The sequence below is a fragment of the Kitasatospora sp. NPDC001225 genome, from assembly GCF_053597855.1.
Genome location: NZ_JBSFJC010000013.1, coordinates 1 through 23,033 on the forward strand (window position 1 = coordinate 1; position 23,033 = coordinate 23,033).

The following is a 23,033-nucleotide window of genomic DNA, read 5'->3' on the forward strand; positions in this document are numbered from 1 at the left end:
GGCGGGGGCTCGGCGGAGCCCATCACCGCGTCGGTGAGCAGGTCGAGGAGTTCCTGTTTGGTGCGGACGAGCCTGTACGAGGCAGGCAGGTCAGATCGTCAATTACTTGATGATCTTGGTGACCTGGCCGGCGCCGACGGTGCGGCCACCCTCACGGATGGCGAACTTCAGGCCCTCCTCCATGGCGATCGGCTGGATCAGCGCGACCGTCATGGCGGTGTTGTCGCCCGGCATGACCATCTCGGTGCCCTCGGGGAGGGTCACGACGCCGGTCACGTCCGTGGTACGGAAGTAGAACTGCGGGCGGTAGTTGTTGAAGAAGGGGGTGTGACGGCCACCCTCGTCCTTCGACAGGATGTACGACTGGGCCTCGAAGTCGGTGTGCGGCGTGACCGAACCCGGCTTGATGATGACCTGGCCGCGCTCGACGTCCTCGCGCTTGATGCCACGGAGCAGCAGACCGACGTTCTCACCGGCCTGGCCCTCGTCGAGCAGCTTGCGGAACATCTCGATGCCGGTGACCGTGGTGGTGGTCTTGGTCTCCTTGATGCCGATGATGTCGACAGTCTCGTTGACCTTGAGGATGCCGCGCTCGATGCGACCGGTGACGACGGTGCCACGACCGGTGATCGTGAAGACGTCCTCGATCGGCATCAGGAACGGCTGGTCCACGGCGCGGGCCGGGGTCGGGATGCTCTCGTCGACAGCCTTCATCAGGCCGAGGAGCTTCTGGCCCCACTCGGCGTCGCCCTCGAGGGCCTTCAGCGCGGAGACGCGGACGACCGGCAGGTCGTCGCCCGGGAACTCGTACTCGGAGAGCAGCTCACGGACCTCGAGCTCGACGAGCTCCAGGATCTCCTCGTCGTCCACCATGTCGGCCTTGTTCAGGGCGACAACGATGTACGGAACGCCGACCTGGCGGGCCAGGAGGACGTGCTCCTTGGTCTGCGGCATCGGGCCGTCGGTGGCGGCGACCACCAGGATGGCGCCGTCCATCTGGGCGGCACCGGTGATCATGTTCTTGATGTAGTCGGCGTGACCCGGGCAGTCAACGTGCGCGTAGTGACGGTCCTCGGTCTGGTACTCGACGTGCGCGATCGAGATGGTGATACCGCGCTGACGCTCCTCCGGGGCCTTGTCGATCTGGTCGAACGGCGTGAAGGGGTTCAGGTCCGGGTACGCGTCGTGCAGCACCTTGGTGATGGCCGCGGTCAGCGTGGTCTTGCCGTGGTCGATGTGACCGATGGTGCCGATGTTGACGTGGGGCTTCGTCCGCTCGAACTTCGCCTTCGCCACTGAGTCCTCCTGAGGACAGTTCCTGTACGCCGTGCTGACGCCAGTTGGTCTTTGATCGGTTTTGGTGCGGGTTGCCCGGAGGACATCCCGTGCCGTCCCGCTGGTGGGGGGGCCGGAGGCTCCCGGGAGGATCCGACCGGATCCTCCCGGGACGCCTCCGAATAGCCTAAGGCTTCGTAATCGTCCCGATTATCGGGACGTCACTCGCCCTTGGCCTTGGCGATGATGTCGTCCGCCACGTTCTTCGGAACCTCGGCGTACGAGTCGAACTGCATCGAGTAGCTCGCGCGACCAGAGGTCTTGCTGCGCAGGTCACCGACGTAGCCGAACATCTCGGAGAGGGGCACCAGCGCCGTGACGACGCGGGCACCGTGACGCTCGTCCATGGACCGGATCTGGCCACGGCGAGAGTTGATGTCGCCGATCACGTCGCCCATGTAGTCCTCGGGCGTGGTGACCTCGACGGCCATCATCGGCTCGAGGAGGACCGGCTTGGCCTTCCTCGCGCCTTCCTTGAAGGCCATCGAACCGGCGATCTTGAACGCGAGCTCGGAGGAGTCGACGTCGTGCGACTGGCCGTCCAGCAGGCTCACGCGGACACCCTGCAGCGGGTAGCCGGCGAGGATGCCGAACTCCATGGCCTCCTGGCAACCGGCGTCGACCGACGGGATGTACTCCCGCGGAACGCGGCCACCGGTGACCTTGTTGACGAACTCGTAGCCCTCGGCCTGCTCGAGCGGCTCGATCGCGATCTGCACCTTGGCGAACTGACCGGAACCACCGGTCTGCTTCTTGTGGGTGTAGTCGATGCGCTCGACCGCCTGGCGGATGGTCTCGCGGTACGCGACCTGCGGCTTGCCGACGTTGGCCTCGACCTTGAACTCACGGCGCATACGGTCGACCAGCACCTCGAGGTGCAGCTCGCCCATACCCGCGATGATGGTCTGGCCGGTCTCCTCGTCCGTGTTGACCTGGAAGGACGGGTCCTCCTCGGCGAGACGCTGGATGGCAACACCCAGCTTCTCCTGGTCACCCTTGGACTTGGGCTCGATCGCGACGCGGATGACCGGGGCCGGGAAGTCCATGGACTCCAGGATGACCGGGTTCTTCTCGTCGGACAGCGTCTCACCGGTGGTGGTCTGCTTCAGGCCCATGACGGCGATGATGTCGCCGGCGCCCACCGAGTCGATCTCCTCACGCTTGTTCGCGTGCATGCGGTAGATCTTGCCGATGCGCTCCTTCTTGCCCTTGACGGCGTTCAGCACCGAGGTGCCGGACTCCAGGCGGCCCGAGTAGACCCGGACGAAGGTGAGCTTGCCGAGGTGCGGGTCCGACATGATCTTGAACGCGAGCGCGGCGAGCGGCTCGTCGTCCGAGGCCTTGCGGGAGATCTTGACGCTGTCGTCGCCCGGCTTGGTGCCCTCGATGGACTCGATGTCCAGCGGGGACGGCAGGTACTTGACGACCGCGTCGAGCAGGGGCTGGACGCCCTTGTTCTTGAAGGCGGTACCGCAGAAGATCGGGGTGAAGTCCGAGTTCAGGGTGCCCTTGCGGATCGCGGCCTGCAGCAGCTCGACCGGGATCTCCTCGCCCTCGAGGGCGAGCTCCATGATCTCGTCGCTGACGTTCGAGACCGTGTCGATGAGCGCCTCGCGGTACTCGTCGGCCTGCTCCTGCAGCTCGGCCGGGATGTCGACGATGTCGTACATCTCGCCCTTGGCGGCCTCGGCGGACCAGACCAGCGCCTTCATGCGGACCAGGTCGACAACGCCCTGGAAGTCCGACTCGGCACCGATCGGGAGCTGCATGACCAGCGGGGTGGCGCCGAGGCGGTCCACGATGGTCTTGACGCAGAAGAAGAAGTTCGCGCCCGTGCGGTCCAGCTTGTTGATGAAGCAGATGCGCGGGACGCCGTAGCGGTCAGCCTGCCGCCACACGGTCTCGGACTGGGGCTCGACACCGGCGACACCGTCGAACACCGTCACGGCACCGTCGAGGACGCGCAGCGAACGCTCCACCTCGACGGTGAAGTCGACGTGACCCGGGGTGTCGATGATGTTGATGGTGTGGTCGGCGTCGTCGACCGTCCAGTGACAGGTCGTCGCGGCCGACGTGATCGTGATGCCGCGCTCCTGCTCCTGCTCCATCCAGTCCATGGTGGCAGCGCCATCGTGGACCTCACCGATCTTGTACGACACACCGGTGTAGAACAGGATCCGCTCGGTGGTGGTGGTCTTGCCCGCGTCGATGTGCGCCATGATCCCGATGTTGCGGACCTTGGCGAGGTCAAGGGAGGTTGCAGCCATTGTGGCTCGTTCTCTCTCTGTCTAGTGACGGGGTACGGACTACCAGCGGTAGTGCGCGAAGGCCTTGTTGGACTCGGCCATCTTGTGGGTGTCCTCGCGACGCTTCACGGAAGCGCCCAGGCCGTTGCTGGCGTCGAGGATCTCGTTCATCAGGCGCTCGGTCATGGTCTTCTCGCGACGGGCGCGGGAGTACCCGACCATCCAGCGCAGCGCCAGGGTGCTGGCGCGGCCCGGACGGACCTCGACCGGAACCTGGTAGGTCGCGCCACCGACACGGCGGGACTTGACCTCGAGGGCCGGCTTGACGTTCTCCAGCGCGCGCTTCAGCGTCACGACGGGGTCCGAGCCGGTCTTCTCACGGACGCCCTCGAGGGCGCCGTAGACGATCCGCTCAGCGGTGGAACGCTTGCCGTGCAGCAGGATCTTGTTGACCAGCTGGGTGACGACCGGGGAGCCGTAAACCGGGTCGATGATGACCGGGCGCTTCGGGGCGGGGCCCTTACGAGGCATTCTTACTTCTCCTTCTTGGCGCCGTAGCGGCTGCGAGCCTGCTTGCGGTTCTTGACACCCTGGGTGTCAAGCGAACCGCGGATGATCTTGTAGCGGACACCAGGAAGGTCCTTCACACGACCACCGCGCACCAGCACGATGGAGTGCTCCTGCAGGTTGTGGCCCTCGCCCGGGATGTAAGCGGTGACCTCGATCCCGCTGGTGAGGCGCACACGGGCGACCTTGCGGAGAGCCGAGTTCGGCTTCTTCGGGGTGGTCGTGTACACACGCGTGCAGACCCCACGGCGCTGCGGGGAACCCTTCAGCGCGGGAGTCTTGTTCTTCTCGACCTTGTCCTGCCGGCCCTTTCGGACCAGCTGCTGGATCGTAGGCACCGTTTCTCCGTTTTCTGTGTGCCAAGGCTTGGTGGAACTAACCTGCGGTGTCTCCCCTCACACACGGCCCCGTGGTCGACCCACGCGGTCGGGTGTGTTGGGCTTGTTACGACACGGAATCCCATGGCTGCTGTACAGCGACGGCGCTCTACGCGCGGGACGCTGGGAAGCGCTCCGGCTCGGCGCGGCGACCGGTGTGCATGCACGCACAAGGACCCGGGGACACCCCAGGCACAAGGTCAGAGCGTACCTAGCGCATCGGGCTCGGTCAAAACAAATGCAACGCCGCAGGTCGCGGGGCCGGCACCGGAAGCGGCCCGGGAACCGGGCCGGGGCGGGGCTCCCTACCACAACCGGGCAGCCCCCGCACCGCGACCCTACGCCTCCGCGTGGGCCCCGGCGAGCCGGGGCGGATCCTGCGCGGCACCGCCGTCGGCCGCCCCGGCCGACTGCGGCAGCGGACGGTCCCGGTTGTCCGACACCGCCGCGAACAGCCCCAGCGCGAACGCGGCCAGGGTGTACACGGCCAGCCACAGCATCCAGGTGCCGGGCGGGGACCAGTGGGCCGGGTTGATCAGCAGCGGGCCGGTGCTGCCGACCGTGTTGCGGCGCAGCGCCCAGAGGAAGGCCGCGGCGTTGACCAGGGACAGCGAGAAGCCGGAGATCACCAGCAGCCGGCGCCAGGCGAAGCCGCCCCAGGGCAGCCGCTCGTGGCAGATCGCGGCGCACAGGATCGGCAGCCCGACGGCGAACGGCAGCAGGTAGCGGCCCTGCCAGATCATGCCCAGCTTGGCCGCCTGCATGGCCTGCGCCACTATCGGTATCACCACGATGCCGACCATCACACCGACGATCGCCAGGGCGTCCCGGAACCGGGCGTAGCACAGGGCGAACATCGCCAGGGCGAGCACCACCCCGCACCAGACCAGCAGCGTCGCGGCCGGCGCCTCCGCGTCCAGCCAGCCGAAGTAGCCGATCATCTGCTTCATGTACAGCAGCCCGAAGTCGAAGGTCTTCCGGGCCGCGACCAGCGGGGTGAGGTCGCTCGGGGTGTTGATGATCGAGTTGTCCGGGTGGCTCGACGACCAGGCCAGGGCCCCGACGGCGGACAGGGCGCCCAGGCCGCCCCAGAGCCAGGTCACCTTGCGGCGGAGCACTTCGCGCACCGCGCCCTTCTGGCTCAGCAGCAGCGCGAAGAACAGGGCTCCGGCGAACCAGATCAGGCCCAGCGGGCGGATGCTGATCAGCACCAGCGCGCCGATGCCCAGCCGGGCCACCCGGCGGTTCAGCAGCTGCGGGTCCGGGTTCATCAGCATCGGCAGCCCGGCGCTCCAGACCAGGATGCCCGCCGCGATCTCCAGGCTGTTCGGGTTGACCATGCCGAACAGGAACAGCGCCATCGGCGTGGCCGCGGTGACCGTGCCCAGCAGGGTGAAGGACCGCCGCCGCCACTCGGCCGCCGAGACCACCGCGCTCGCCACCAGGGCGGAGCAGATCAGCGCCGACATCAGGCGCATCAGGTAGAAGCCCTTCGCCCCCGGGACCAGGAGGCTGGGCCAGCCCACCGCGAAGTAGTACGCCGGGTGGTAGCGGCCGGCCGCGGTGGTCACCAGGGCCTCGCCCGGCCGGTCGATGAGCCGCGGCGCGCAGGAGGCCGGGGTCTCGGGCTTGAAGACGTAGCAGGAGTTGACGTCCTTGAGCTCCTGGTAGATCCGCGGGAGCTCGACCCCGGTCTCGGCGAACTGGCCCTCGATGCCGCCCACCAGGTGCGGGACCATGACCTCGCGGCCCTCGACCTGCCCCCGGGCGACGGCCGCGGCCCGGATGAGGTGGGCGTGCTCGTCCGGCGAGGCGCCGATCGGGGTGGCGATCGACCAGGACGCACTCAGGGCGAACAGGATCGCGAAAGCCACTGCCCACAGACGCCTCGGCGAGGAGGCGAGCCGGTCGGCGAGGCTCTTGACGGCGGTGATCATCATCAGGATTGGGCCTTCGGGGTCAGTTCGGGCTCATGGGCGGGAACTGGTTACTTGATCATGCTGAGCCATGACTGGTCACCGGTCTTGGAGCAGTGCCCACCCGGCGCGAACTTCGGGCAGGTGCCGTCGAGGTTCTGCACGGTGTGCGACACCCACGGCAGGATGCGGTAGGTGTTCTCCTTGGCCGGCAGGTAGCGGTCCGACATCGACGACGAGACCGTACCGAACAGGAAGAGGAGAGCGAACAGCGTACCGACGACAGCCGCCTGCGGGCCCGGCAGGGGCGTTCCGGCGAGTCCCCCGGTCCCGGCGGCCTCCCCGGTCCCGTCGGCCCCCGCGACCCGGCGGTGCTCGGCCAGCCGGAGCGACACCAGGTGGACCAGCAGGGCGCACAGCAGCAGGCCGCAGTACAGCAGCTGGTTGTTGGTCCGGGTGTAGAGCTGGACCGTCTGCGTCTCGTACATGTGCGAGGCGATGTACATCCGCATCACCCAGGCGCTCGCGAACATGCAGCTGATGGTGACGACCACCGGCTTGCGGATGCCCAGCCAGAGGGCGGCGCCCAGTGCGACGAACATCACCACGGCGAACAGGTCCATGCCGCCGAACTCGCCGGGGATCGGCCAGTCCCCCACCTTGCCCGGCATGTCCGTGCGCCACATCAGGAAGTACGCCGGGTCGGTGAAGTTGTCGAAGCGGAAGTTGGGGTCCTTGGTGTCCTGGCCGTCGGTCAGCATGGTCACCAGGTAGCTGCCGCAGACCAGCAGGAACGCGGCCACGGTGGCGGCCAGGTAGACCAGGCCCTTGAGCCGGCTGCCACGCCAGGGGAAGTACGCCAGCGCCGCGACCACCACGCCGATGGCGCTCCACAGGAACCACCCGGAGTAGGTGAGGAACAGCAGGCCCAGCAGCGCGCCGAAGCCGACCGCCTTCAGCAGCAGCAGCCGCCAGCCGTCCGTCCCGCTCCGGCGCAGGTGCACCACCACGGCGACCAGGACGGGCACCAGGACGACCAGCACGGTCTGGCTGTACGGCTTGTAGGCGTCGATCAGGGCGAAGGCCGGCAGCACGCCGAAGGCGAGCGCCCGGACCGGGCTGAGCAGCATCCGCCACGAGAGGTAGACCAGCGGGCCGAACGCGGCGGCGCCGAGGATCTGGAGGTCCTTGAAGGCGTACGCGGTGTTGCCGCCGCGGAACCACTCGGCGTAGTAGCCCAGGGTGTAGAGCGGCGCCGGCGGGTAGACCGCCGAGCCCGAGGGCTGGCCGTTCGCCAGGGCGTGGGCCCACTCGACGATGCGCCCGCTGTCGCCGTTCAGGCCGAACATCGGCCAGGGCGTGCCGAGCAGCGCCATCACCGCGCCGGCCGCCACGAAGCCGCTGGCGAGGCCCGCGATGGCGGCCGCGGAGAACCGGGCCACCAGGCCGAAGTGCCGGCCCGAGCGGAAGCGCATCGCGAGCACGACCGCGCCGAGCAGGAGGAAGCCGATGACCGCGAACCGCAGCTGCAGCGCGGCGAGACCGCTCACCTGGGCGATCCGGTCCAGCGGGTCCATGTGGAACTTGCTCGCCATCACGGGGAGCACCAGGGCGGCCAGGAAGGCGATCAGGGCCTCACCCGCGAGCAGTGCCGGGGCCGACGTCCAGAGCCGAGCCGCGGAGCGGCGCGCGGATCCCGGGATCAGCGGACGCCCTCCGATCGGCGGGATCCTGGAGGCCTCTTGGGCACTGACTGTCACTGGTAACGGTCCTCAGCTCGTGGTCGCTCGCTCGGCCCGCCCCGCCCTTCGGCGTCGGCCGGTGACGGAGACCGTACTGCTTCCGGGCGCACGGCGGCAGCCCCGGGCATCATAGGTCCTACGCCTGAGGAAGACCCCATCGGGAAGATGGACGAACCGCCCCCGGGCCGCCCGGGCGGGCCCGCCTCAGGCGATGCCGATCAGGATCATCAGGGTCCAGAACGCGCAGCCCAGGTAGCCGATGACCAGGCCGAGGACGGCCGCCCAGTCGCCGTCCATGTTGCGGCGGCGGATCTCCGCGCGGGCGATGTGGCCGGTGACCACGGCGGGGGCGGAGAGGCCGACCAGGCCGGCCACCAGGGAGACCACGGCGAGCACGTTGGTCTGGCGGGCCTGGGGCGGCGGCGGGACCGGCATGAAGGTGGCCGGAACGGGCGTGGCCGCGGTGGGCGGCGGCGCCGTCATCGGCCCCGAGGGCAGGTCGGCCACCAGCACGGCCAGCTGGCCGTAGGTCTGCGCGGCGGCCACCGCCTCGTGGCGCTGCTCGTACTCCTGGACGGTGAGCCGCCCCTCGGCGAACGCGGCCTTGAGCACGTCCAGCGTGCGGTCCCGGTCCGCGTGGCCCGCCCGCATCGCGGCCTGCGACGCCACCGCGGGCGCGGGCGCCGGCTGCCAGCCACCCGCCGGCCTGCCGGGCGGATAGCCGGAACCAGGCTCGCCCCATGGTTGTACGGACATCCGCCACCTCCCGGTAGCGCGGCACCCCCGCGCACGTCACTGCTCCCTCATAGTGCAGGACGAACAGCCGAACTGAGTAGTTGCCAAATCGGCCCAGTAGTCGCCCGGACGAGGAAAACGGGCGGCGTGCCTCACCCGTTCGGCGGACACTCTCAGGGGATGCTCAACTCGGGCGACAGCCGGTCCGCACGGTGACAGGCTGAGCCCGGAGAGACCCCGCACCACGACGACGTCCACCACCACGAGCAGAGAAGGCCGCCATGCAGGCGTCAGCGCCGCCGTCCCCCGACCTCTCCGGGCCGGGAACCCCGTCCGCCGTCAGCATCCAGGGGCTCTGGAAGCACTTCGGCCCCCAGGCCGCGGTGGCCGGGCTGAGCCTGGAGCTGCCGGCCGGGGCGTTCATCGGCCTGGTCGGGCCGAACGGTGCCGGCAAGACCACCACGCTGTCGATGGTCACCGGGCTGCTCCGGCCCGACCAGGGCACCGTCCTGGTGCACGGCGCCGACGTGTGGGCGGACCCGGTCACGGTCAAGGCCCGGATCGGCATCCTGCCCGAGGGCCTGCGGATGTTCGAGCGGCTCAGCGGGCGCGAGCTGCTCCAGTACACCGGGCGGCTGCGCGGCCTGCCCGGCGCCGAGGTGGACCGGCGGGCCGAGGAGCTGCTGGCCGTCCTGGACCTCGGCCGGGACGCCGACAAGCTGGTCGCCGACTACTCCACCGGCATGCGCAAGAAGATCGGCCTGGCCGCCGCGCTGCTGCACAACCCGGACGTGCTGTTCCTGGACGAGCCCTTCGAGGGCGTCGACCCGGTCTCCGCCCAGACCATCCGCGGCGTGCTCAAGCGGTACGCCGCGGCCGGCTCCACGGTGATCTTCTCCAGCCACGTGATGGAGCTGGTCGAGCAGCTCTGCGACTGGGTCGCGGTGGTCAACGCCGGCCAGGTGATAGCCCAGGGGCCGCTGGACTCCGTCCGGGGCGGGCGCAGCCTGCACGAGGCCTTCCTGGAGCTGATCGGCGTCCGCGAGGACGACGGGCAGGCGCTCGGCTGGCTCGGCGGCGGGCAGGCCGGGGGCACCCTGTGAACAATGCCCCGGTGCCCGACGGGCGGACGGTGGTCCGTGCCCTGGTGGCGCTCAAGCTGCGGCTGCTGCGCAACGGGCTGCGGCGCAGCCCCGGCCGGACCACCGTCTACGTGATCGGCGGCGTCGCGGGCCTGGCCCTCGCGGCCGGTGTCGCCGTCGCCATGACCGCGCTGAACGGGCGCTACGCGGGCTCCGGGGACGCCGGGGTGGTGCTGCTCGGCGTGCTGACCCTGAGCTGGGCCGCGCTGCCGCTGTTCCTCTTCTCCAGCGACGAGAGCGCCGACCCGACCCGGCTGACCATGCTGCCGCTGCGCCCCGGCCCGCTGCTGCGCGGCACCCTGCTGGCCGCGCTGATCGGACCGGGGCCGCTGGTCAGCCTGGTGCTGGTGACCGCCGCGGTGCTGGCCGGCGCGACCGGCGGCGCCTCGGCCGCGGTCGCGGTGCTCGGCGTGCCGCTCGCGCTGCTCTGCCTGGTCACGCTCTCCCGGGCGGTCGCGGCGGGCAACGCCCGGATGCTCTCCAGCCGGCGCGGCAAGGACTTCGCGATCTTCGGCGGCCTGGCCTTCGCCCTCCTGGTGCAGGTCGCCAACGTCGGCTCGCAGAGCATCCTCGGCCGCCGGGGCGGGCCGATCGACCTCAGCCCGCTCAAGCCGATCGCCTCCGTGCTGCGCTGGATCCCGCCGATCAGCGCGGCGGACGCGCCGCGCACCGCCGGCGAGGGCCGGTACGGGCTGGCGCTGCTCCAGCTCGCCGCGGCCGCCGCGCTGCTGGCGCTGCTGCTGCGCTGGTGGCGGCGGAGCCTGCAGGAGCTGATGGTGACCGCCGACTCCTCCACCCTGGAGGTCGCCCGCGGGGTGCAGGACTCGCGCGGCTGGCGGTTCCTGCCCCAGGGCCGGACCGGCGCGGTGATGCAGCGGCACCTGCGGTACGCCTGGCGCGAGCCGCGGGCCAAGGCGGCGCTGTTCACCAGCATCGGGATGACGCTGGTGATCTGCGTGCTGTCGATGGTCCAGGGCTGGGCGAGCGTCTACCTGCTGGCGATGACCGGGGTGTTCCTCGGGCTGCAGATGCTCAACCTGTTCGGCATGGACGGCTCGGCGTTCTGGATGGTCGCCGCCACCCTGCGCACCCCGGCCGACGCCCGCTCCGAGCTGCGCGGCCGGGCGTACGCGGTGCTGTCGTACGCCGTCCCCGTGACGCTGCTGCTCGGGCTGGTCCTGGCGGCCGTCACCGGCCGGTGGAGCGAGCTGCCGTCCGCGCTCGGCCTGGCGCTGACGCTGCTCGGCTGCGGGATCGCGCTGGGCGCGATGTTCAGCGTCCTGGCGCCGTACACCATGCCGGCCGACAGCAACCCGATGCGCAACGCCGCCCCGGGCCAGGGCGGGCTGATCCTGCTCAACCAGTTCGGCTCGATGCTCGGCGTCGCCCTGCTGGCGCTGCCGGTCGGCGGCTACCTCGCCTGGGCCCTGGTCTCCGACGGCCCGAGCTGGCCGGTGCTGCTGGTCGGCCCGCTGTACGGCGCCCTGGTCGCGGCCCTCGGCGTCCGCCTCGCGGCGGCCCGCCTGCTGGACCGCACCCCGGAGATCCTCGCCAAGGCCGTCGAGCGCTGAACCGCTCTCCCGTCGGTCCCGCCGCTGCTCCGGCATCATGGGCAGGAGGAGCCGGGCCGTCGTGGCACCGTCGAGGAGAGCAGGGACACACCGTGGGCGAGCGCGCGCAGCAGGCCGGGACCGCCGGACCGCTGCTGGAGCAGGCGGTGCGGTCGGTGGTGACGGCCCCGGAGGAGGCGCTGGACCTCGCCCTGGACACCGGGGCCTCGCTGCTGGCCGCCTCGGCCGGGCAGTGGCCGGAGGTCGGCCGGGCGCTGCTCGGGTACGCGGACACGGCCGTCGGCCGCTGCTGGTCCGCCGGGTGGCGGCCGGCCGACCTGGCCCGGGTGGTGCGGCGCGAGCTGAAGCCCGTCCACCTGGCCCTCGCGGTGGACCTGATCGCCGCCGAGGGCCGCCGCCACCCCGCGGCCGCCCTGGACCGGCGCTGGCTGGAGCAGCTGCGCGAGCTGGAGGCCGAGGTGTGGTGGTCCGGCGACGACGAGTACCTCGGCGCCTTCGCCGACCGGCACCGGCTGGACCGCTTCGCGCTCGCCACCGCCGCCCTGGAGCTGCTGCGCACCTGGGGCCGGCTGCCGCCGATCGCCCCGGTGGGGCCCGCCCCCGGGCAGGCGGTGCGGCCGCAGCACGCGGGGCCGGTGAGCGGCGAGCCGCGGATGCTGGCGCGGATCCGGGCGCTGCTGGCCAAGGCCGAGTCCACCGAGTTCCCGGAGGAGGCCGAGGCGCTGACCGCCAAGGCCCAGCAGCTGATGGCCCAGCACAGCATCGACGACGCGCTGCTGGCCGCGTCCGGTGCCGACCGCGACACCCCGGCGGCGCTGCGGATCGGGGTGGACAACCCGTACGAGGGCCCCAAGACGATGCTGCTGGACGCGGTCGCGGCGGCCAACCGGTGCCGGGTGGTGTGGGCGAAGGAGTTCGGCTTCTGCACCGTGGTCGGCTTCGACGGCGACCTGGACGGCGTCGAGCTGCTCTACACCTCGCTGCTGGTGCAGGCCACCCACGCGCTCAACAAGGCGGGCTCCCGCAAGGACTCGCGCAGCAAGGCGTTCCGGCAGTCCTTCCTGGTCGCGTACGCGGCGCGGATCCGCGAGCGGCTGACCGCCGCGACCGAGCGCGCCACCAGCGCCGCCGCGGCCGGACGGCACCTGCGCGAGGACGGCACCGAGGAGCAGCTGCTGCCCGACGCGCGGCTGCTGCCCGCGCTCGCCGCCCGCTCCGAGGCGGTGGACCAGGAGATCGGCCGGCTGTTCCCGAAGCTGGTCTCGCAGCGGGTGCGGGTCAGCGACGGCGTGGGCTGGGCGGCCGGACGCGCCGCCGCCGACCGGGCCGCGCTGCACGGGCGCGCCGGGGCGATCCGCCGGTAGGCGGTCACGCCCCGGCGGTCCCCCGGCCGACCCGCGCAAGATCCACAGGAGTCGCCCCGCCTCCCGGGGGACCTGATAGAACGTAGTCCGCCACGAACAAAGGGGGGCTCGACGTGACGGAACCGGCGGCGGAGTCGGGGTACCGGGACCGGGTGCGCGGAACGCTGCTCGGCGGAGCGATCGGCGACGCGCTGGGCTGGCCGGTGGAGTTCCAGCAGCTCCACCAGATCCAGGACCGGTACGGGCCGCAGGGCGTGACCACACTGCCGGCCGGGTCCGGGCCGGTCGAGGTCACCGACGACACCCAGATGACGCTGTTCACCGCCGAGGGCCTGATCCGCGGCTTCGTCCGCGGCTGGACGGGCGGCGGCGGCTCGGTGCCGGAGGCCGTGCACGGCGCCTACCGGCGCTGGCTGCGCACCCAGTTCCAGGACGCGCCGGACACCGGGCCGCAGCCCCGCCCGTACGACGGCTGGCTGCTGAGCCGGCCCTTCCTGTACGCGCGGCGGGCGCCGGGCAACGCCTGCCTGAGCGGGGTGTCCGAGCACCCGGTGTTCGAGGCGCCGTCCGCGATCGGGCTGACCGGGCCGATCAACCCGGGTTCCAAGGGCTGCGGCACGGTGATGCGCTCGGCGCCGTTCGGGCTGGCCCGGCTGGGCGTCGAGCAGTCCTTCGGGCTGGCGGTGCAGTGCGCCCAGCTCACCCACGGCCACCCGACCGGCTACCTCGCCGCAGGCGCCTTCGCGGCGCTGGTCGAGCGGCTCGCGCACGGCACCGAGCCGTGGGCGGCGGTCGGCGAGACGGTGGAGCAGATCCGCGAGCTGCCGAGCTCCAAGGAGACCGTCCAGGCGCTGGCCCGGGCGGTGCGGCTGGCCCAGGAGGCCGAGCCCGCGGCGGAGACGGTGGAGCGGGTCGGGCTCGGCTGGATCGCCGAGGAGTGCCTGGCCATCGCCGTGTACTCGCTGCTGGCGGCCACCCTGGACCCCGACCCGGTGCGCACCGCGCTGCTGCTGTCGGTGAACCACTCCGGGGACAGCGACTCGACCGGCGCGGTCTGCGGCAACCTGGTCGGGGCGGCGTACGGCGCCGCGGCGCTGCCCGCCGAGTGGGCCGGGGCGGTCGAGGGCCGGGCGGAGCTGCGGCAGGTCGCGGACGACCTGCTGGTGCTGTTCGGCAGCCGCGACCCCCGGCACCCGGCGCTCGGCGGGCGCTACCCGGCCTGGTGAGCCCGGGGCCCCTCGGAGGCCGCCCCGGCCCGTCGGCTACTTCGCCAGCGGGTCGGTGACCTGGCCGAGGAACAGCGGCGCCCCGCCCCGGGCGTCCCGGATCAGGAACAGGAACGGCCGGTCCAGGTACAGCTGGACCGGCCGGTCGGCGTTCGGCGCCGCCGCCGCCTCGACCCCGGCACCGCTGCCGGCCGCCGCGACCGTCCCCTCCTCGTCGACCTCGACGGTGGCCTTCTGCACCACCGTGCCGACGACCAGCGGCTCCTTGGCGATGCCGGTGAGATCGGCCTTGTCGAAGGCCGAGGAGACGCCGAGCGAGCGCAGCGCGGGGGTGAGCTCCTTCGAGGTGCCGAAGCGGAAGCGCGGCAGCCGGAGGTCGACCGGCCGCTCGGCGAGGGCGCCGAGGACGCGGTCGAGCTGGGGCTGGTCCAGGCCCTTGGCGAAGGCGGCGAAGCCTCCCTGCGCGGGGACGATCAGGTCCATCACCAGTCCGCCGTCCGCGTACGGCAGCTCGACGGCCTGCCAGGGCTCGCCGAGGATCCCGCCGGAGCCGTCGGCGTACTTGAACTCCCCGGTCTGCGCCATCGTGGGGACGGCCGGGGTGGAGCCGTCGAGCTTGTGGAACGGGCGGTCGGCGGTGTGCGAGGGCTTGAAGGCGGCGGCCCACCGGGCCTTCAGGTAGAGCGCGTCGGTGAGCACCAGCCGGGTGCTCGGGGTGATCGCGTCCCGGCCGAACAGGTCCTTGATCCGGCCGTCGGTGGCCTTCTCCACGGCCGCGTTGACGGTCTTGCGGGCCCCGTCCGGGTCCTTGGCGAAGTCGGCCTGGTGCACGCCGGTGTCGAAGGCGGCGGCCAGGTCGGCCAGGTAGCCCGGCTCGACGGCCAGGCCCTGCTGCGTCCAGAGGTCGTCGCTGCGGCGCAGGGTGAGCCGGTCGGTGGCCGGGACCGGCCGGTTCAGCGCGCCGGTGGCGAGCGCGTACTGCAGCGGGTCGAGCTCGGTGTGCAGGGCCTTGGCCAGTTCCCCGGCGGTGGCGCCGCGGGCGCCGGGCAGCAGCATCGCGAGCAGGGTGGCCAGGCCGGACGGCGAGACCACGAGGTTGCCGCCGGCGGCGTCCGGCTGGGCGGTCAGGGCGTGCAGGAGGTCGAGGCCGAAGGCGTCGGTGGCGGCCGCGGTGGCGGCCACCTGCGCCGGGTCGACGGCCGGGCGGCTCGCGGGCGCGGCCGCCCGGAGCTCCACGGGCGCGGCGGCTCCGGTGCCGCCGCAGCCGGCGAGCAGCGGCGTGGCGAGCGCGGCGGCGAGGAGCAGCGCCGCCGGGCGGCGGAGGGTGCGACGGGTTCCGGTGCTGCGGTTCGTCATGGCCCTTCGACGCGCCGCCCCCGGATCGGGTTCCGGCCCGTACGGCGTCAGTCCCAGAGCGCCCCGAGCTCCAGCAGTTCGTCCCGGTGCTCGATCCGCTCCACCCAGTCGGCCGGCCAGGCCGCCTCGCCGTGGTGGGCGCCCGCGAAGGCGCCGGCCAGGCAGGCGAGGGAGTCGGAGTCGCCGCTGGAGTAGGCGGCCCGGCGGACGGCGGCGACCGGGTCGTCGGGCAGCAGCAGGAAGCAGAGCAGGCCGGTGCCGAAGGCCTCCTCGGCGACCCAGCCCTCGCCGGTGGCCAGGCAGGGGTCGGCCTCGACGTCGGGGGCGGCGAGGGCGGCCTCCAGCTGGTCGAGCACCGTGAGGCAGTCGTCCCAGCCGCGGGCGATGACGGCCTGCGGGGAGCTGCCGTACCAGCGGTCGGCGAGGTCGCCGAGCCAGAACTCGTCGTAGCGCTCGCGGCTCGCCAGCGCGTACGCCCGCAGCACCGCCGGCAGCCCGGCGGGCGGGACGCCCTCGGCCAGCTTGCGGACGGCGTACGCGGTGAGGTCGCCGGCGGCGAGCGCGGTCGGGTGGCCGTGGGTGAGCGCGGACTGCAGCTGGGCGGCGCCGGAGAGCTGCCGGGCGTCCAGTTCGCGGATCAGCCCGATCGGGGCGACCCGCATGTTGGCGCCGCAGCCCTTGGAGCCGACGTCGCTGGCCTGCTGCCAGCGGTACTCGTCGTGGCTGAGCCGCTCGCAGGCGCGCAGGCAGGTCATGCCGGGGGCGCGGTTGTTCTGCGGGGAGCGCCACCAGTCGACGAACTCCTCGCGGACGGGCCGCACCAGCCGGAGGGGGGTGAGCGGCCCGCGCGCCAAGGCAGTGCGCAGGCCGCGGCCGAGGGCGAGGGTCATCTGGGTGTCGTCGGTGACCAACGCCCGCTGCGGCAACGGGAGCTGCCGCCAGTCCGGCTGGTCGGCAGCGATCACCTCGACGCTCTTGAACTCGGTCGGCCGACCGATCGCGTCCCCGATCGCCAGCCCCAGCAGCGCCCCTGTCGCCTTGCCCACGGCCCTCTCCCCCTCAGTCGTCAGACCTCGACCAGCAGCTCCTTGAGCCCCCGGATCACGTAGCCCGGGTTCCACTCGGGCTCGCGGACCAGCCGCAGGCCCGGCGCCCGGCGCAGCAGGGTGCCGTAGGACTCGGTGAGCTCCAGTCTGGCAAGCGGGGCGCCGAGACAGAAGTGGATTCCGGCGCCGAAGGTGATGTGCGGGTTGTCGGTGCGGCCGAGGTCGAGGCGGTCCGGGTCGGCGAAGCGCTCGGGGTCACGGTTGGCGGAGCCGAAGAGCAGGGCGATCTCGGCGCCGCGCGGGACGGTGACGCCGCGCACCTCGATGTCCTCCAGCACCCAGCGCTCGAACATCTGCAGCGGGGTGTCCCAGCGCATCAGTTCCTCGACGGCGGTGGGCAGCAGTTCGTCCACCGAGCCGCGCAGCCGGGCGAGCTCCCCGGGGTTGCGGAACAGCGCCCACCAGCCGTTGCCGGTGGTGTTGACGGTCGCCTCGTGGCCGGCGTTGAGCAGCAGCACGCAGGTGGAGATCATCTCCTGCTCGCTGAGCGCGTCGGAGCCCTCCTGGGCCTGGATCAGCGCGCTGATCAGGTCCGTGCCCGGGTCCGCCCGGCGCTCGCGGATCAGGGTGCGCAGGTAGTCGGAGAACTCGGTGCTGGCGGTGACGGCCCGGCGGGCGGCCTCCTCGCCGGGGTTGAGCTCGAACATCCCGGTGATGTCGGCGGACCACGGCCGCAGCAGGTGCCGGTCGCCCTCCGGCACGCCGAGCATCTCGGCGATCACGGCGACCGGCAGCGGCTCGGCGACGGTGGCGATCAGGTCGCCGCCGCCGGCCGCGAGCAGCTCGTCGACCAGCTCGCCGGCCAGCCGCCGCACGGTGGGGCGCAGGCCCTCGACCATGCGCGGGGTGAAGGCCTTGGAGACCAGCCGGCGGATCCGGGTGTGGTCGGGGGCCTCCAGGTCCAGCAGCCCGTTGTCGTTGAGGGTGTGGAAGGGCTCGTGCGCCGGGTCGGGCTCGGGGCGGCCGAACTCCGCGTGGCTGAAGCGGTGGGTGTAGGTGCGGCCCAGCCGGCGGTCGCGCAGCAGGGCGCTGACGTCCTCGTGGCGGGAGACGAGCCACTGGTTCGTCGGCTCGAAGTACGTCACCGGCGCGTGCTCGCGCAGCTCGGCGTACGCGTCGTACGGGTGGGCCACGAACGCCGCCGACCAGGGGTCGAACTTCGCCGTCGTCGTCATCGGTCGATCACTCCAGGCCAGAGGGGGGAAGCCGGAAGGATCATCGTACGCACGCGGTACGTCCGGGAATATGACCCTTCCGGCCCCTGCTCAGGCCCGCTCCAGGACAAGTCGGCGCACCAGCTCCGGGAGCGCCCGGGAGATCGGCTCCCGGATCACCTCGGCCGCGGCCCCGTCGTACGGCGTCGGCTCGCCGTTCACGATGATCAGCTCCGCCCCGCTCCTCACCGCGTCGAGCGGCAGCGCCGCCACCGGGAACACCTGGAGGCTGGTGCCGACCGCGATGAACACGTCGCAGGCCCGAACGATCGCGTCGGCCTGCCCGAGCACCTCCGGGTCGAGGTTCTCGCCGAACATCACCACGCGCGGCTTCAGGATCCCCCCGCAGGCCCGGCACGCCGGGTCCGGCTCCCCCGCCTCGACCCGCGCCAGCGCCTCCGCCATCGGCCCGACCACCCGGCAGCGCAGGCACTGCGTCTCCCGGGCCGTGCCGTGCAGTTCGAGCACCTTGCGGGCGGGCAGCCCGGACTTCTGGTGCAGCCCGTCGATGTTCTGGGTGAGCACCCGCAGCGGCAGACCGGAGCGCTCCAGGTCGACCAGCGCCCGGTGCCCGGCGTTCGGCTCGGCGGCCAGCGCGCCCGTCTCCAGCCGCATCCGCCAGGCCCTCCGGCGCACCTGCGGATCGTCCCGGTACGGCCCGATGGTGACCAGCTCCTCGGCCGACGGGTCCTTCTGCCACAGGCCCTGCGGGCCGCGGTAGTCGGGGATGCCGGAGTCCGTCGAGATGCCCGCGCCGGTGAGCACGGCGATCAGGGGACGCTTCGCGTTCATACCCCGGACGGTACGGGCGGCGGCCCGGCCCCGGCCACCGAAATTCCGGGGGCGCCGGCCCCGCGAACGCCCCGGCCCGGGAAACGCCGAAGGGCCCGGAGGCTTGATGCCTCCGGGCCCTTCTTCTTTGTAGCGGGGACAGGATTTGAACCTGCGACCTCTGGGTTATGAGCCCAGCGAGCTACCGAGCTGCTCCACCCCGCGTCGGTAAACACGACTCTACGCGACTTCCGCCGAATGACCTAATCGGCTTCCGTCCGCCCCCTGAAGGCTCCCCGCCGCCCCCGGCGGGTCCGGCTGCCCGGCCCGCCCCGAAGGCCCCTGAGGGCCCCCGGGAACGCCGCAGGGCGGCCACCCCGTGAGGGGTGACCGCCCTGCGTCAGTGACGCGCGACTCAGCCGGTGTACGGGCCGTAGTCGTAGTCGTCCAGCGGGACCGCCTGGCCGGAGCCGGCGCCGAAGGGCGACAGGTCGTAGTCGTCGTAGCCGACGGCCGAGTACATCGCGGCCTTGGCCTCCTCGGTCGGCTCGACCCGGATGTTGCGGTAGCGGGGCAGACCCGTACCGGCCGGGATGAGCTTACCGAGGATGACGTTCTCCTTGAGGCCCAGCAGCGGGTCCGACTTGGCGTGGATCGCCGCGTCGGTGAGGACCCGGGTCGTCTCCTGGAAGGAGGCGGCCGACAGCCAGGACTCGGTGGCCAGCGAGGCCTTGGTGATACCCATCAGCTGCGGACGGCCGGAGGCGGGGTGACCGCCCTCGGCGACGACGCGGCGGTTCTCCTGCTCGAAGCGGCCGCGCTCGACCAGCTCGCCGGGCAGCAGCTCGGCGTCGCCCGACTCGATGATCGTCACGCGGCGGAGCATCTGCCGGATGATGATCTCGATGTGCTTGTCGTGGATCGACACACCCTGCGAGTTGTAGACCTTCTGGACCTCGGCGACCAGGTGGACCTGGACGGCACGCTGGCCCATGATGCGCAGGACGTCGTGCGGGTTGGTGGCACCCATGGTCAGCTTCTGGCCGACCTCGACCGCCTCGCCCTCGCTGACCAGCAGCTTCACGCGCTTCGAGACCGGGTAGGCGATCTCGTCGCTGCCGTCGTCCGGGGTGACGACCAGCTTGCGGGTCTTCTCGGTGTCCTCGATCCGGACCCGGCCCTGCGCCTCCGAGATCGGGGCCACACCCTTGGGGGTACGGGCCTCGAAGAGCTCGACGACACGCGGCAGACCCTGGGTGATGTCGTCACCGGCCACACCACCGGTGTGGAAGGTACGCATGGTCAGCTGGGTACCGGGCTCACCGATGGACTGGGCGGCGATGATGCCGACCGCCTCACCGATGTCGACCAGCTTGCCGGTGGCCAGCGAGCGCCCGTAGCACATGGCGCAGGTGCCGACGGCCGACTCACAGGTCAGGATCGAGCGGGTCTTGACCTCGCCGATGCCGTGGCGGATCAGCTCGTCGATCAGGACGTCGCCGAGGTCCGTGTTGGCGGTGGCGAGGAGCTTGCCGTCCACCGTGATGTCCTCGGCCAGCATGCGGGCGTAGACGCTGGTCTCGACGTCGTCGGCCTTGCGCAGCACGCCGTCCGGGCCCACGGAGCCGATCGCCAGCTTCAGGCCGCGCTCGGTGCCGCAGTCCTCCTCGCGAATGATGACGTCCTGGGAGACGTCGACCAGACGACGGGTGAGGTAGCCGGAGTCGGCGGTACGGAGGGCGGTGTCGGCCAGACCCTTACGGGCACCGTGGGTGGAGATGAAGTACTCCAGCACGGACAGACCCTCACGGAACGACGCCTTGATGGGTCGCGGGATGGTCTCGTTCTTGGCGTTCGACACCAGACCACGCATACCGGCGATCTGGCGCATCTGCATCATGTTTCCACGAGCACCCGAGTCGACCATCATGAAGATGGGGTTCGTCTTCGGGAAGTTCTCGTTCATGGCCTCGGCGACCTCGTTGGTCGCCTGGGTCCAGATGCCGATGAGCTCCTGCTTGCGCTCGTCGTTGGTGATCAGGCCGCGCTCGTACTGACGCTGGACCTTCTCCGCCTTCGCCTCGTAGCCCTCCAGGATCTGGGGCTTGTTCGGCGGGACGACGACGTCCGAGATCGAGACGGTGACGCCCGAGCGGGTCGACCAGTGGAAGCCGGCCGCCTTCAGGTTGTCCAGCGTCGCCGCGACGACGACCTTGGGGTAGCGCTCCGCCAGGTCGTTGACGATCGCGGAGAGCTGCTTCTTGCCCACCTCGTAGTCGACGAACGGGTAGTCCTCGGGCAGCAGCTCGTTGAAGAGCGCGCGGCCCAGGGTGGTGGTCAGGCGGAACGGCTCGCCGTCGAACCAGCCGGACTGGCCCTCCTCGTCCACCGGCGGGGTCCAGCCGCGCGGCGGGACGGTGCCGGCCGGCAGGCGCAGCTCGATCGGGGCCTGGACGTCCAGGTCGCGGGCGTCGAAGGCCATGATCGCCTCGGCGGTCGACGAGAAGGTGCGGCCGGCGCCCTTCACGTTGTCGCGGTCCGAGGTCAGGAAGAACAGACCGAGCACCATGTCCTGGGTCGGCATGGTGACGGGGCGACCGTCGGCCGGCTTCAGGATGTTGTTCGAGGACAGCATCAGGATGCGGGCCTCGGCCTGCGCCTCCGCGGAGAGCGGCAGGTGGACGGCCATCTGGTCACCGTCGAAGTCCGCGTTGAACGCGGTGCAGACGAGCGGGTGGATCTGGATGGCCTTGCCCTCGACCAGCTGCGGCTCGAAGGCCTGGATGCCGAGGCGGTGCAGGGTGGGCGCACGGTTCAGCAGGACCGGGTGCTCGGCGATGACCTCTTCGAGGACGTCCCACACGACCGGACGGGCGCGCTCGACCATGCGCTTGGCCGACTTGATGTTCTGCGCGTGGTTCAGGTCCACCAGGCGCTTCATCACGAACGGCTTGAAGAGCTCCAGCGCCATGGCCTTCGGCAGACCGCACTGGTGCAGCTTGAGCTGCGGGCCGACGACGATGACCGAACGGGCCGAGTAGTCGACTCGCTTGCCGAGGAGGTTCTGACGGAAACGACCCTGCTTGCCCTTCAGCATGTCGCTGAGGGACTTCAGCGGGCGGTTGCCCGGGCCGGTGACCGGACGGCCGCGGCGGCCGTTGTCGAACAGCGCGTCGACGGCCTCCTGGAGCATGCGCTTCTCGTTGTTCACGATGATCTCGGGGGCACCGAGGTCGAGCAGGCGCTTCAGGCGGTTGTTGCGGTTGATGACGCGGCGGTACAGGTCGTTCAGGTCGGAGGTCGCGAAGCGGCCACCGTCCAGCTGCACCATCGGACGCAGGTCCGGCGGGATGACCGGGACGCAGTCCAGCACCATGCCGTTGGGCTTGTTGGTGGTCTGCAGGAACGCGGAGACGACCTTGAGGCGCTTGAGCGCACGGGTCTTCTTCTGGCCCTTGCCGGTGCGGATGATCTCGCGCAGGCGCTCGGACTCCTCCGCCAGGTCGAAGGTCTCGAGGCGGTCCTTGAGGGCCGCCGCGCCCATCGAGCCGGAGAAGTAGGTGCCGAAGCGGTCGCGCAGCTCGCGGTAGAGCAGCTCGTCGCCCTCGAGGTCCTGGACCTTGAGGTTCTTGAAGCGGGCCCACACCTCGTCGAGGCGGTCGAGCTCGCGCTGCGCGCGGTCGCGCAGCTGCTTCATCTCGCGCTCGGCGCCCTCGCGCACCTTGCGGCGCACGTCGGCCTTGGCGCCCTCGGCCTCCAGCTCGGCCAGGTCGGTCTCGGCCTTCTTGGCGCGGGCCTCGAGGTCGGAGTCGCGGCGGTTCTCGATCTGCTGGCGCTCGACCGAGACGTGCGCCTCCAGGGACGGCAGGTCGCGCTGGCGGCGCTCGTCGTCGACCCAGGTGATCATGTAGGCGGCGAAGTAGATGACCTTCTCGAGGTCCTTCGGCGCCAGGTCCAGCAGGTAGCCCAGGCGGGACGGCACGCCCTTGAAGTACCAGATGTGGGTGACCGGGGCGGCCAGCTCGATGTGGCCCATCCGCTCGCGGCGCACCTTGGCGCGGGTCACCTCGACGCCGCAGCGCTCGCAGATGATGCCCTTGAAGCGGACGCGCTTGTACTTACCGCAGTAGCACTCCCAGTCCCGGGTGGGGCCGAAGATCTTCTCGCAGAAGAGCCCGTCCTTTTCCGGCTTCAGGGTGCGGTAGTTGATGGTCTCCGGCTTCTTGACCTCGCCGTGCGACCACTGGCGGATGTCGTCGGCGGTGGCCAGGCCGATGCGGAGCTCGTCGAAGAAGTTGACGTCAAGCACTGGTCGTCAAGCCCTCTTTCGTAAGTCGAGAGTCGTTCATGTGGTCTGAGGGGGGC

At 71.4% G+C, this 23,033-nt stretch carries 16 protein-coding genes and 1 tRNA gene; 4 read left to right on the forward strand and 13 right to left on the reverse strand.

Translation table 11 applies throughout. The annotated features are described in order from the left end of the window. Nucleotides 1-102 precede the first annotated feature (102 nt). From tuf to ACWDCZ_RS06655, 7 genes are all read right to left on the reverse strand, one after another. Nucleotides 103-1,296 carry an elongation factor Tu gene (gene tuf / locus ACWDCZ_RS06625; RefSeq protein ID WP_049649031.1) on the reverse strand — a complete coding sequence of 398 codons (1,194 nt, stop codon included), beginning with the start codon at nucleotides 1,294-1,296 and terminating at the stop codon, nucleotides 103-105. Between the two features lie 200 nt (nucleotides 1,297-1,496). Further along, the gene (fusA, locus tag ACWDCZ_RS06630) at nucleotides 1,497-3,602 is read right to left on the reverse strand and encodes an elongation factor G (protein ID WP_049649030.1); all 2,106 of its coding nucleotides are present in this window, start codon (nucleotides 3,600-3,602) and stop codon (nucleotides 1,497-1,499) included. A gap of 39 nt (nucleotides 3,603-3,641) precedes the next feature. Next, nucleotides 3,642-4,112, reverse strand: a complete 471-nt coding sequence (rpsG, locus tag ACWDCZ_RS06635; RefSeq protein ID WP_030055803.1) for a 30S ribosomal protein S7 — start codon at nucleotides 4,110-4,112, stop codon at nucleotides 3,642-3,644. Nucleotides 4,113-4,114: 2 nt separating this feature from the next. Continuing rightward, nucleotides 4,115-4,486: a 30S ribosomal protein S12 gene (rpsL, locus tag ACWDCZ_RS06640; protein WP_014144289.1), complete on the reverse strand. Its 372-nt coding sequence runs from the start codon at nucleotides 4,484-4,486 to the stop codon at nucleotides 4,115-4,117. A 377-nt stretch (nucleotides 4,487-4,863) separates the two neighbouring features. Beyond that, the gene (locus ACWDCZ_RS06645; RefSeq protein ID WP_449815381.1) at nucleotides 4,864-6,465 is read right to left on the reverse strand and encodes a DUF2142 domain-containing protein; all 1,602 of its coding nucleotides are present in this window, start codon (nucleotides 6,463-6,465) and stop codon (nucleotides 4,864-4,866) included. 47 nt (nucleotides 6,466-6,512) lie between these two features. Further along, the gene (locus tag ACWDCZ_RS06650; RefSeq protein WP_449815382.1) at nucleotides 6,513-8,201 is read right to left on the reverse strand and encodes a hypothetical protein; all 1,689 of its coding nucleotides are present in this window, start codon (nucleotides 8,199-8,201) and stop codon (nucleotides 6,513-6,515) included. Between the two features lie 186 nt (nucleotides 8,202-8,387). Next, a complete protein-coding gene (locus ACWDCZ_RS06655) occupies nucleotides 8,388-8,939 on the reverse strand; it encodes a DUF1707 and DUF4190 domain-containing protein (RefSeq protein ID WP_375876152.1) in 552 nt (183 codons plus the stop codon). 260 nt (nucleotides 8,940-9,199) lie between these two features. On the opposite strand from ACWDCZ_RS06655, the gene ACWDCZ_RS06660 reads away from it, so the two are divergent. The 4 genes from ACWDCZ_RS06660 (at nucleotide 9,200) to ACWDCZ_RS06675 (ending at nucleotide 14,221) form a co-directional block, all read left to right on the forward strand. Then, complete coding sequence (locus ACWDCZ_RS06660) at nucleotides 9,200-10,021, forward strand: ABC transporter ATP-binding protein (protein WP_074003968.1); 822 nt, start codon at nucleotides 9,200-9,202, stop codon at nucleotides 10,019-10,021. A gap of 11 nt (nucleotides 10,022-10,032) precedes the next feature. Continuing rightward, nucleotides 10,033-11,631 carry a transporter gene (locus tag ACWDCZ_RS06665; protein ID WP_387967123.1) on the forward strand — a complete coding sequence of 533 codons (1,599 nt, stop codon included), beginning with the start codon at nucleotides 10,033-10,035 and terminating at the stop codon, nucleotides 11,629-11,631. Nucleotides 11,632-11,723: 92 nt separating this feature from the next. Then, nucleotides 11,724-12,995, forward strand: coding sequence for a DUF2786 domain-containing protein (locus ACWDCZ_RS06670; RefSeq protein ID WP_449815383.1), 1,272 nt, complete (start codon nucleotides 11,724-11,726; stop codon nucleotides 12,993-12,995). Nucleotides 12,996-13,108: 113 nt separating this feature from the next. Next, a complete protein-coding gene (locus tag ACWDCZ_RS06675) occupies nucleotides 13,109-14,221 on the forward strand; it encodes an ADP-ribosylglycohydrolase family protein (RefSeq protein WP_049660394.1) in 1,113 nt (370 codons plus the stop codon). A gap of 36 nt (nucleotides 14,222-14,257) precedes the next feature. Here ACWDCZ_RS06675 and ACWDCZ_RS06680 read toward each other — a convergent pair whose 3' ends face one another. The 6 genes from ACWDCZ_RS06680 to ACWDCZ_RS06705 form a co-directional block, all read right to left on the reverse strand. Further along, nucleotides 14,258-15,577 carry a serpin family protein gene (locus ACWDCZ_RS06680; RefSeq protein WP_449815384.1) on the reverse strand — a complete coding sequence of 440 codons (1,320 nt, stop codon included), beginning with the start codon at nucleotides 15,575-15,577 and terminating at the stop codon, nucleotides 14,258-14,260. 47 nt (nucleotides 15,578-15,624) lie between these two features. Further along, nucleotides 15,625-16,647: an ADP-ribosylglycohydrolase family protein gene (locus ACWDCZ_RS06685; RefSeq protein ID WP_449815414.1), complete on the reverse strand. Its 1,023-nt coding sequence runs from the start codon at nucleotides 16,645-16,647 to the stop codon at nucleotides 15,625-15,627. Then, nucleotides 16,644-17,858: a cytochrome P450 gene (locus ACWDCZ_RS06690; protein WP_449815385.1), complete on the reverse strand. Its 1,215-nt coding sequence runs from the start codon at nucleotides 17,856-17,858 to the stop codon at nucleotides 16,644-16,646. Before ACWDCZ_RS06690 ends, ACWDCZ_RS06685 begins: the two co-directional genes overlap by 4 nt. A gap of 90 nt (nucleotides 17,859-17,948) precedes the next feature. Beyond that, nucleotides 17,949-18,689, reverse strand: coding sequence for an SIR2 family NAD-dependent protein deacylase (locus ACWDCZ_RS06695; protein ID WP_375876148.1), 741 nt, complete (start codon nucleotides 18,687-18,689; stop codon nucleotides 17,949-17,951). A 130-nt stretch (nucleotides 18,690-18,819) separates the two neighbouring features. Continuing rightward, a tRNA-Met gene (locus ACWDCZ_RS06700) sits at nucleotides 18,820-18,893 on the reverse strand. Nucleotides 18,894-19,083: 190 nt separating this feature from the next. Then, the gene (locus ACWDCZ_RS06705) at nucleotides 19,084-22,977 is read right to left on the reverse strand and encodes a DNA-directed RNA polymerase subunit beta' (RefSeq protein ID WP_074003974.1); all 3,894 of its coding nucleotides are present in this window, start codon (nucleotides 22,975-22,977) and stop codon (nucleotides 19,084-19,086) included. Between the last annotated feature and the right edge of the window lie 56 nt (nucleotides 22,978-23,033).

Bases quoted from the DNA above. Each gene is read 5' to 3' on its own strand.
- fusA (WP_049649030.1), bottom strand. From the start codon at position 3,602: ATGGCTGCAACCTCCCTTGACCTCGCCAAGGTCCGCAACATCGGGATC.
- rpsG (WP_030055803.1), bottom strand. From the start codon at position 4,112: ATGCCTCGTAAGGGCCCCGCCCCGAAGCGCCCGGTCATCATCGACCCG.
- ACWDCZ_RS06645 (WP_449815381.1), bottom strand. From the start codon at position 6,465: ATGATGATCACCGCCGTCAAGAGCCTCGCCGACCGGCTCGCCTCCTCG.
- ACWDCZ_RS06655 (WP_375876152.1), bottom strand. From the start codon at position 8,939: ATGTCCGTACAACCATGGGGCGAGCCTGGTTCCGGCTATCCGCCCGGC.
- ACWDCZ_RS06660 (WP_074003968.1), top strand. From the start codon at position 9,200: ATGCAGGCGTCAGCGCCGCCGTCCCCCGACCTCTCCGGGCCGGGAACC.
- ACWDCZ_RS06680 (WP_449815384.1), bottom strand. From the start codon at position 15,577: ATGACGAACCGCAGCACCGGAACCCGTCGCACCCTCCGCCGCCCGGCG.
- ACWDCZ_RS06690 (WP_449815385.1), bottom strand. From the start codon at position 17,858: ATGACGACGACGGCGAAGTTCGACCCCTGGTCGGCGGCGTTCGTGGCC.
- ACWDCZ_RS06695 (WP_375876148.1), bottom strand. From the start codon at position 18,689: ATGAACGCGAAGCGTCCCCTGATCGCCGTGCTCACCGGCGCGGGCATC.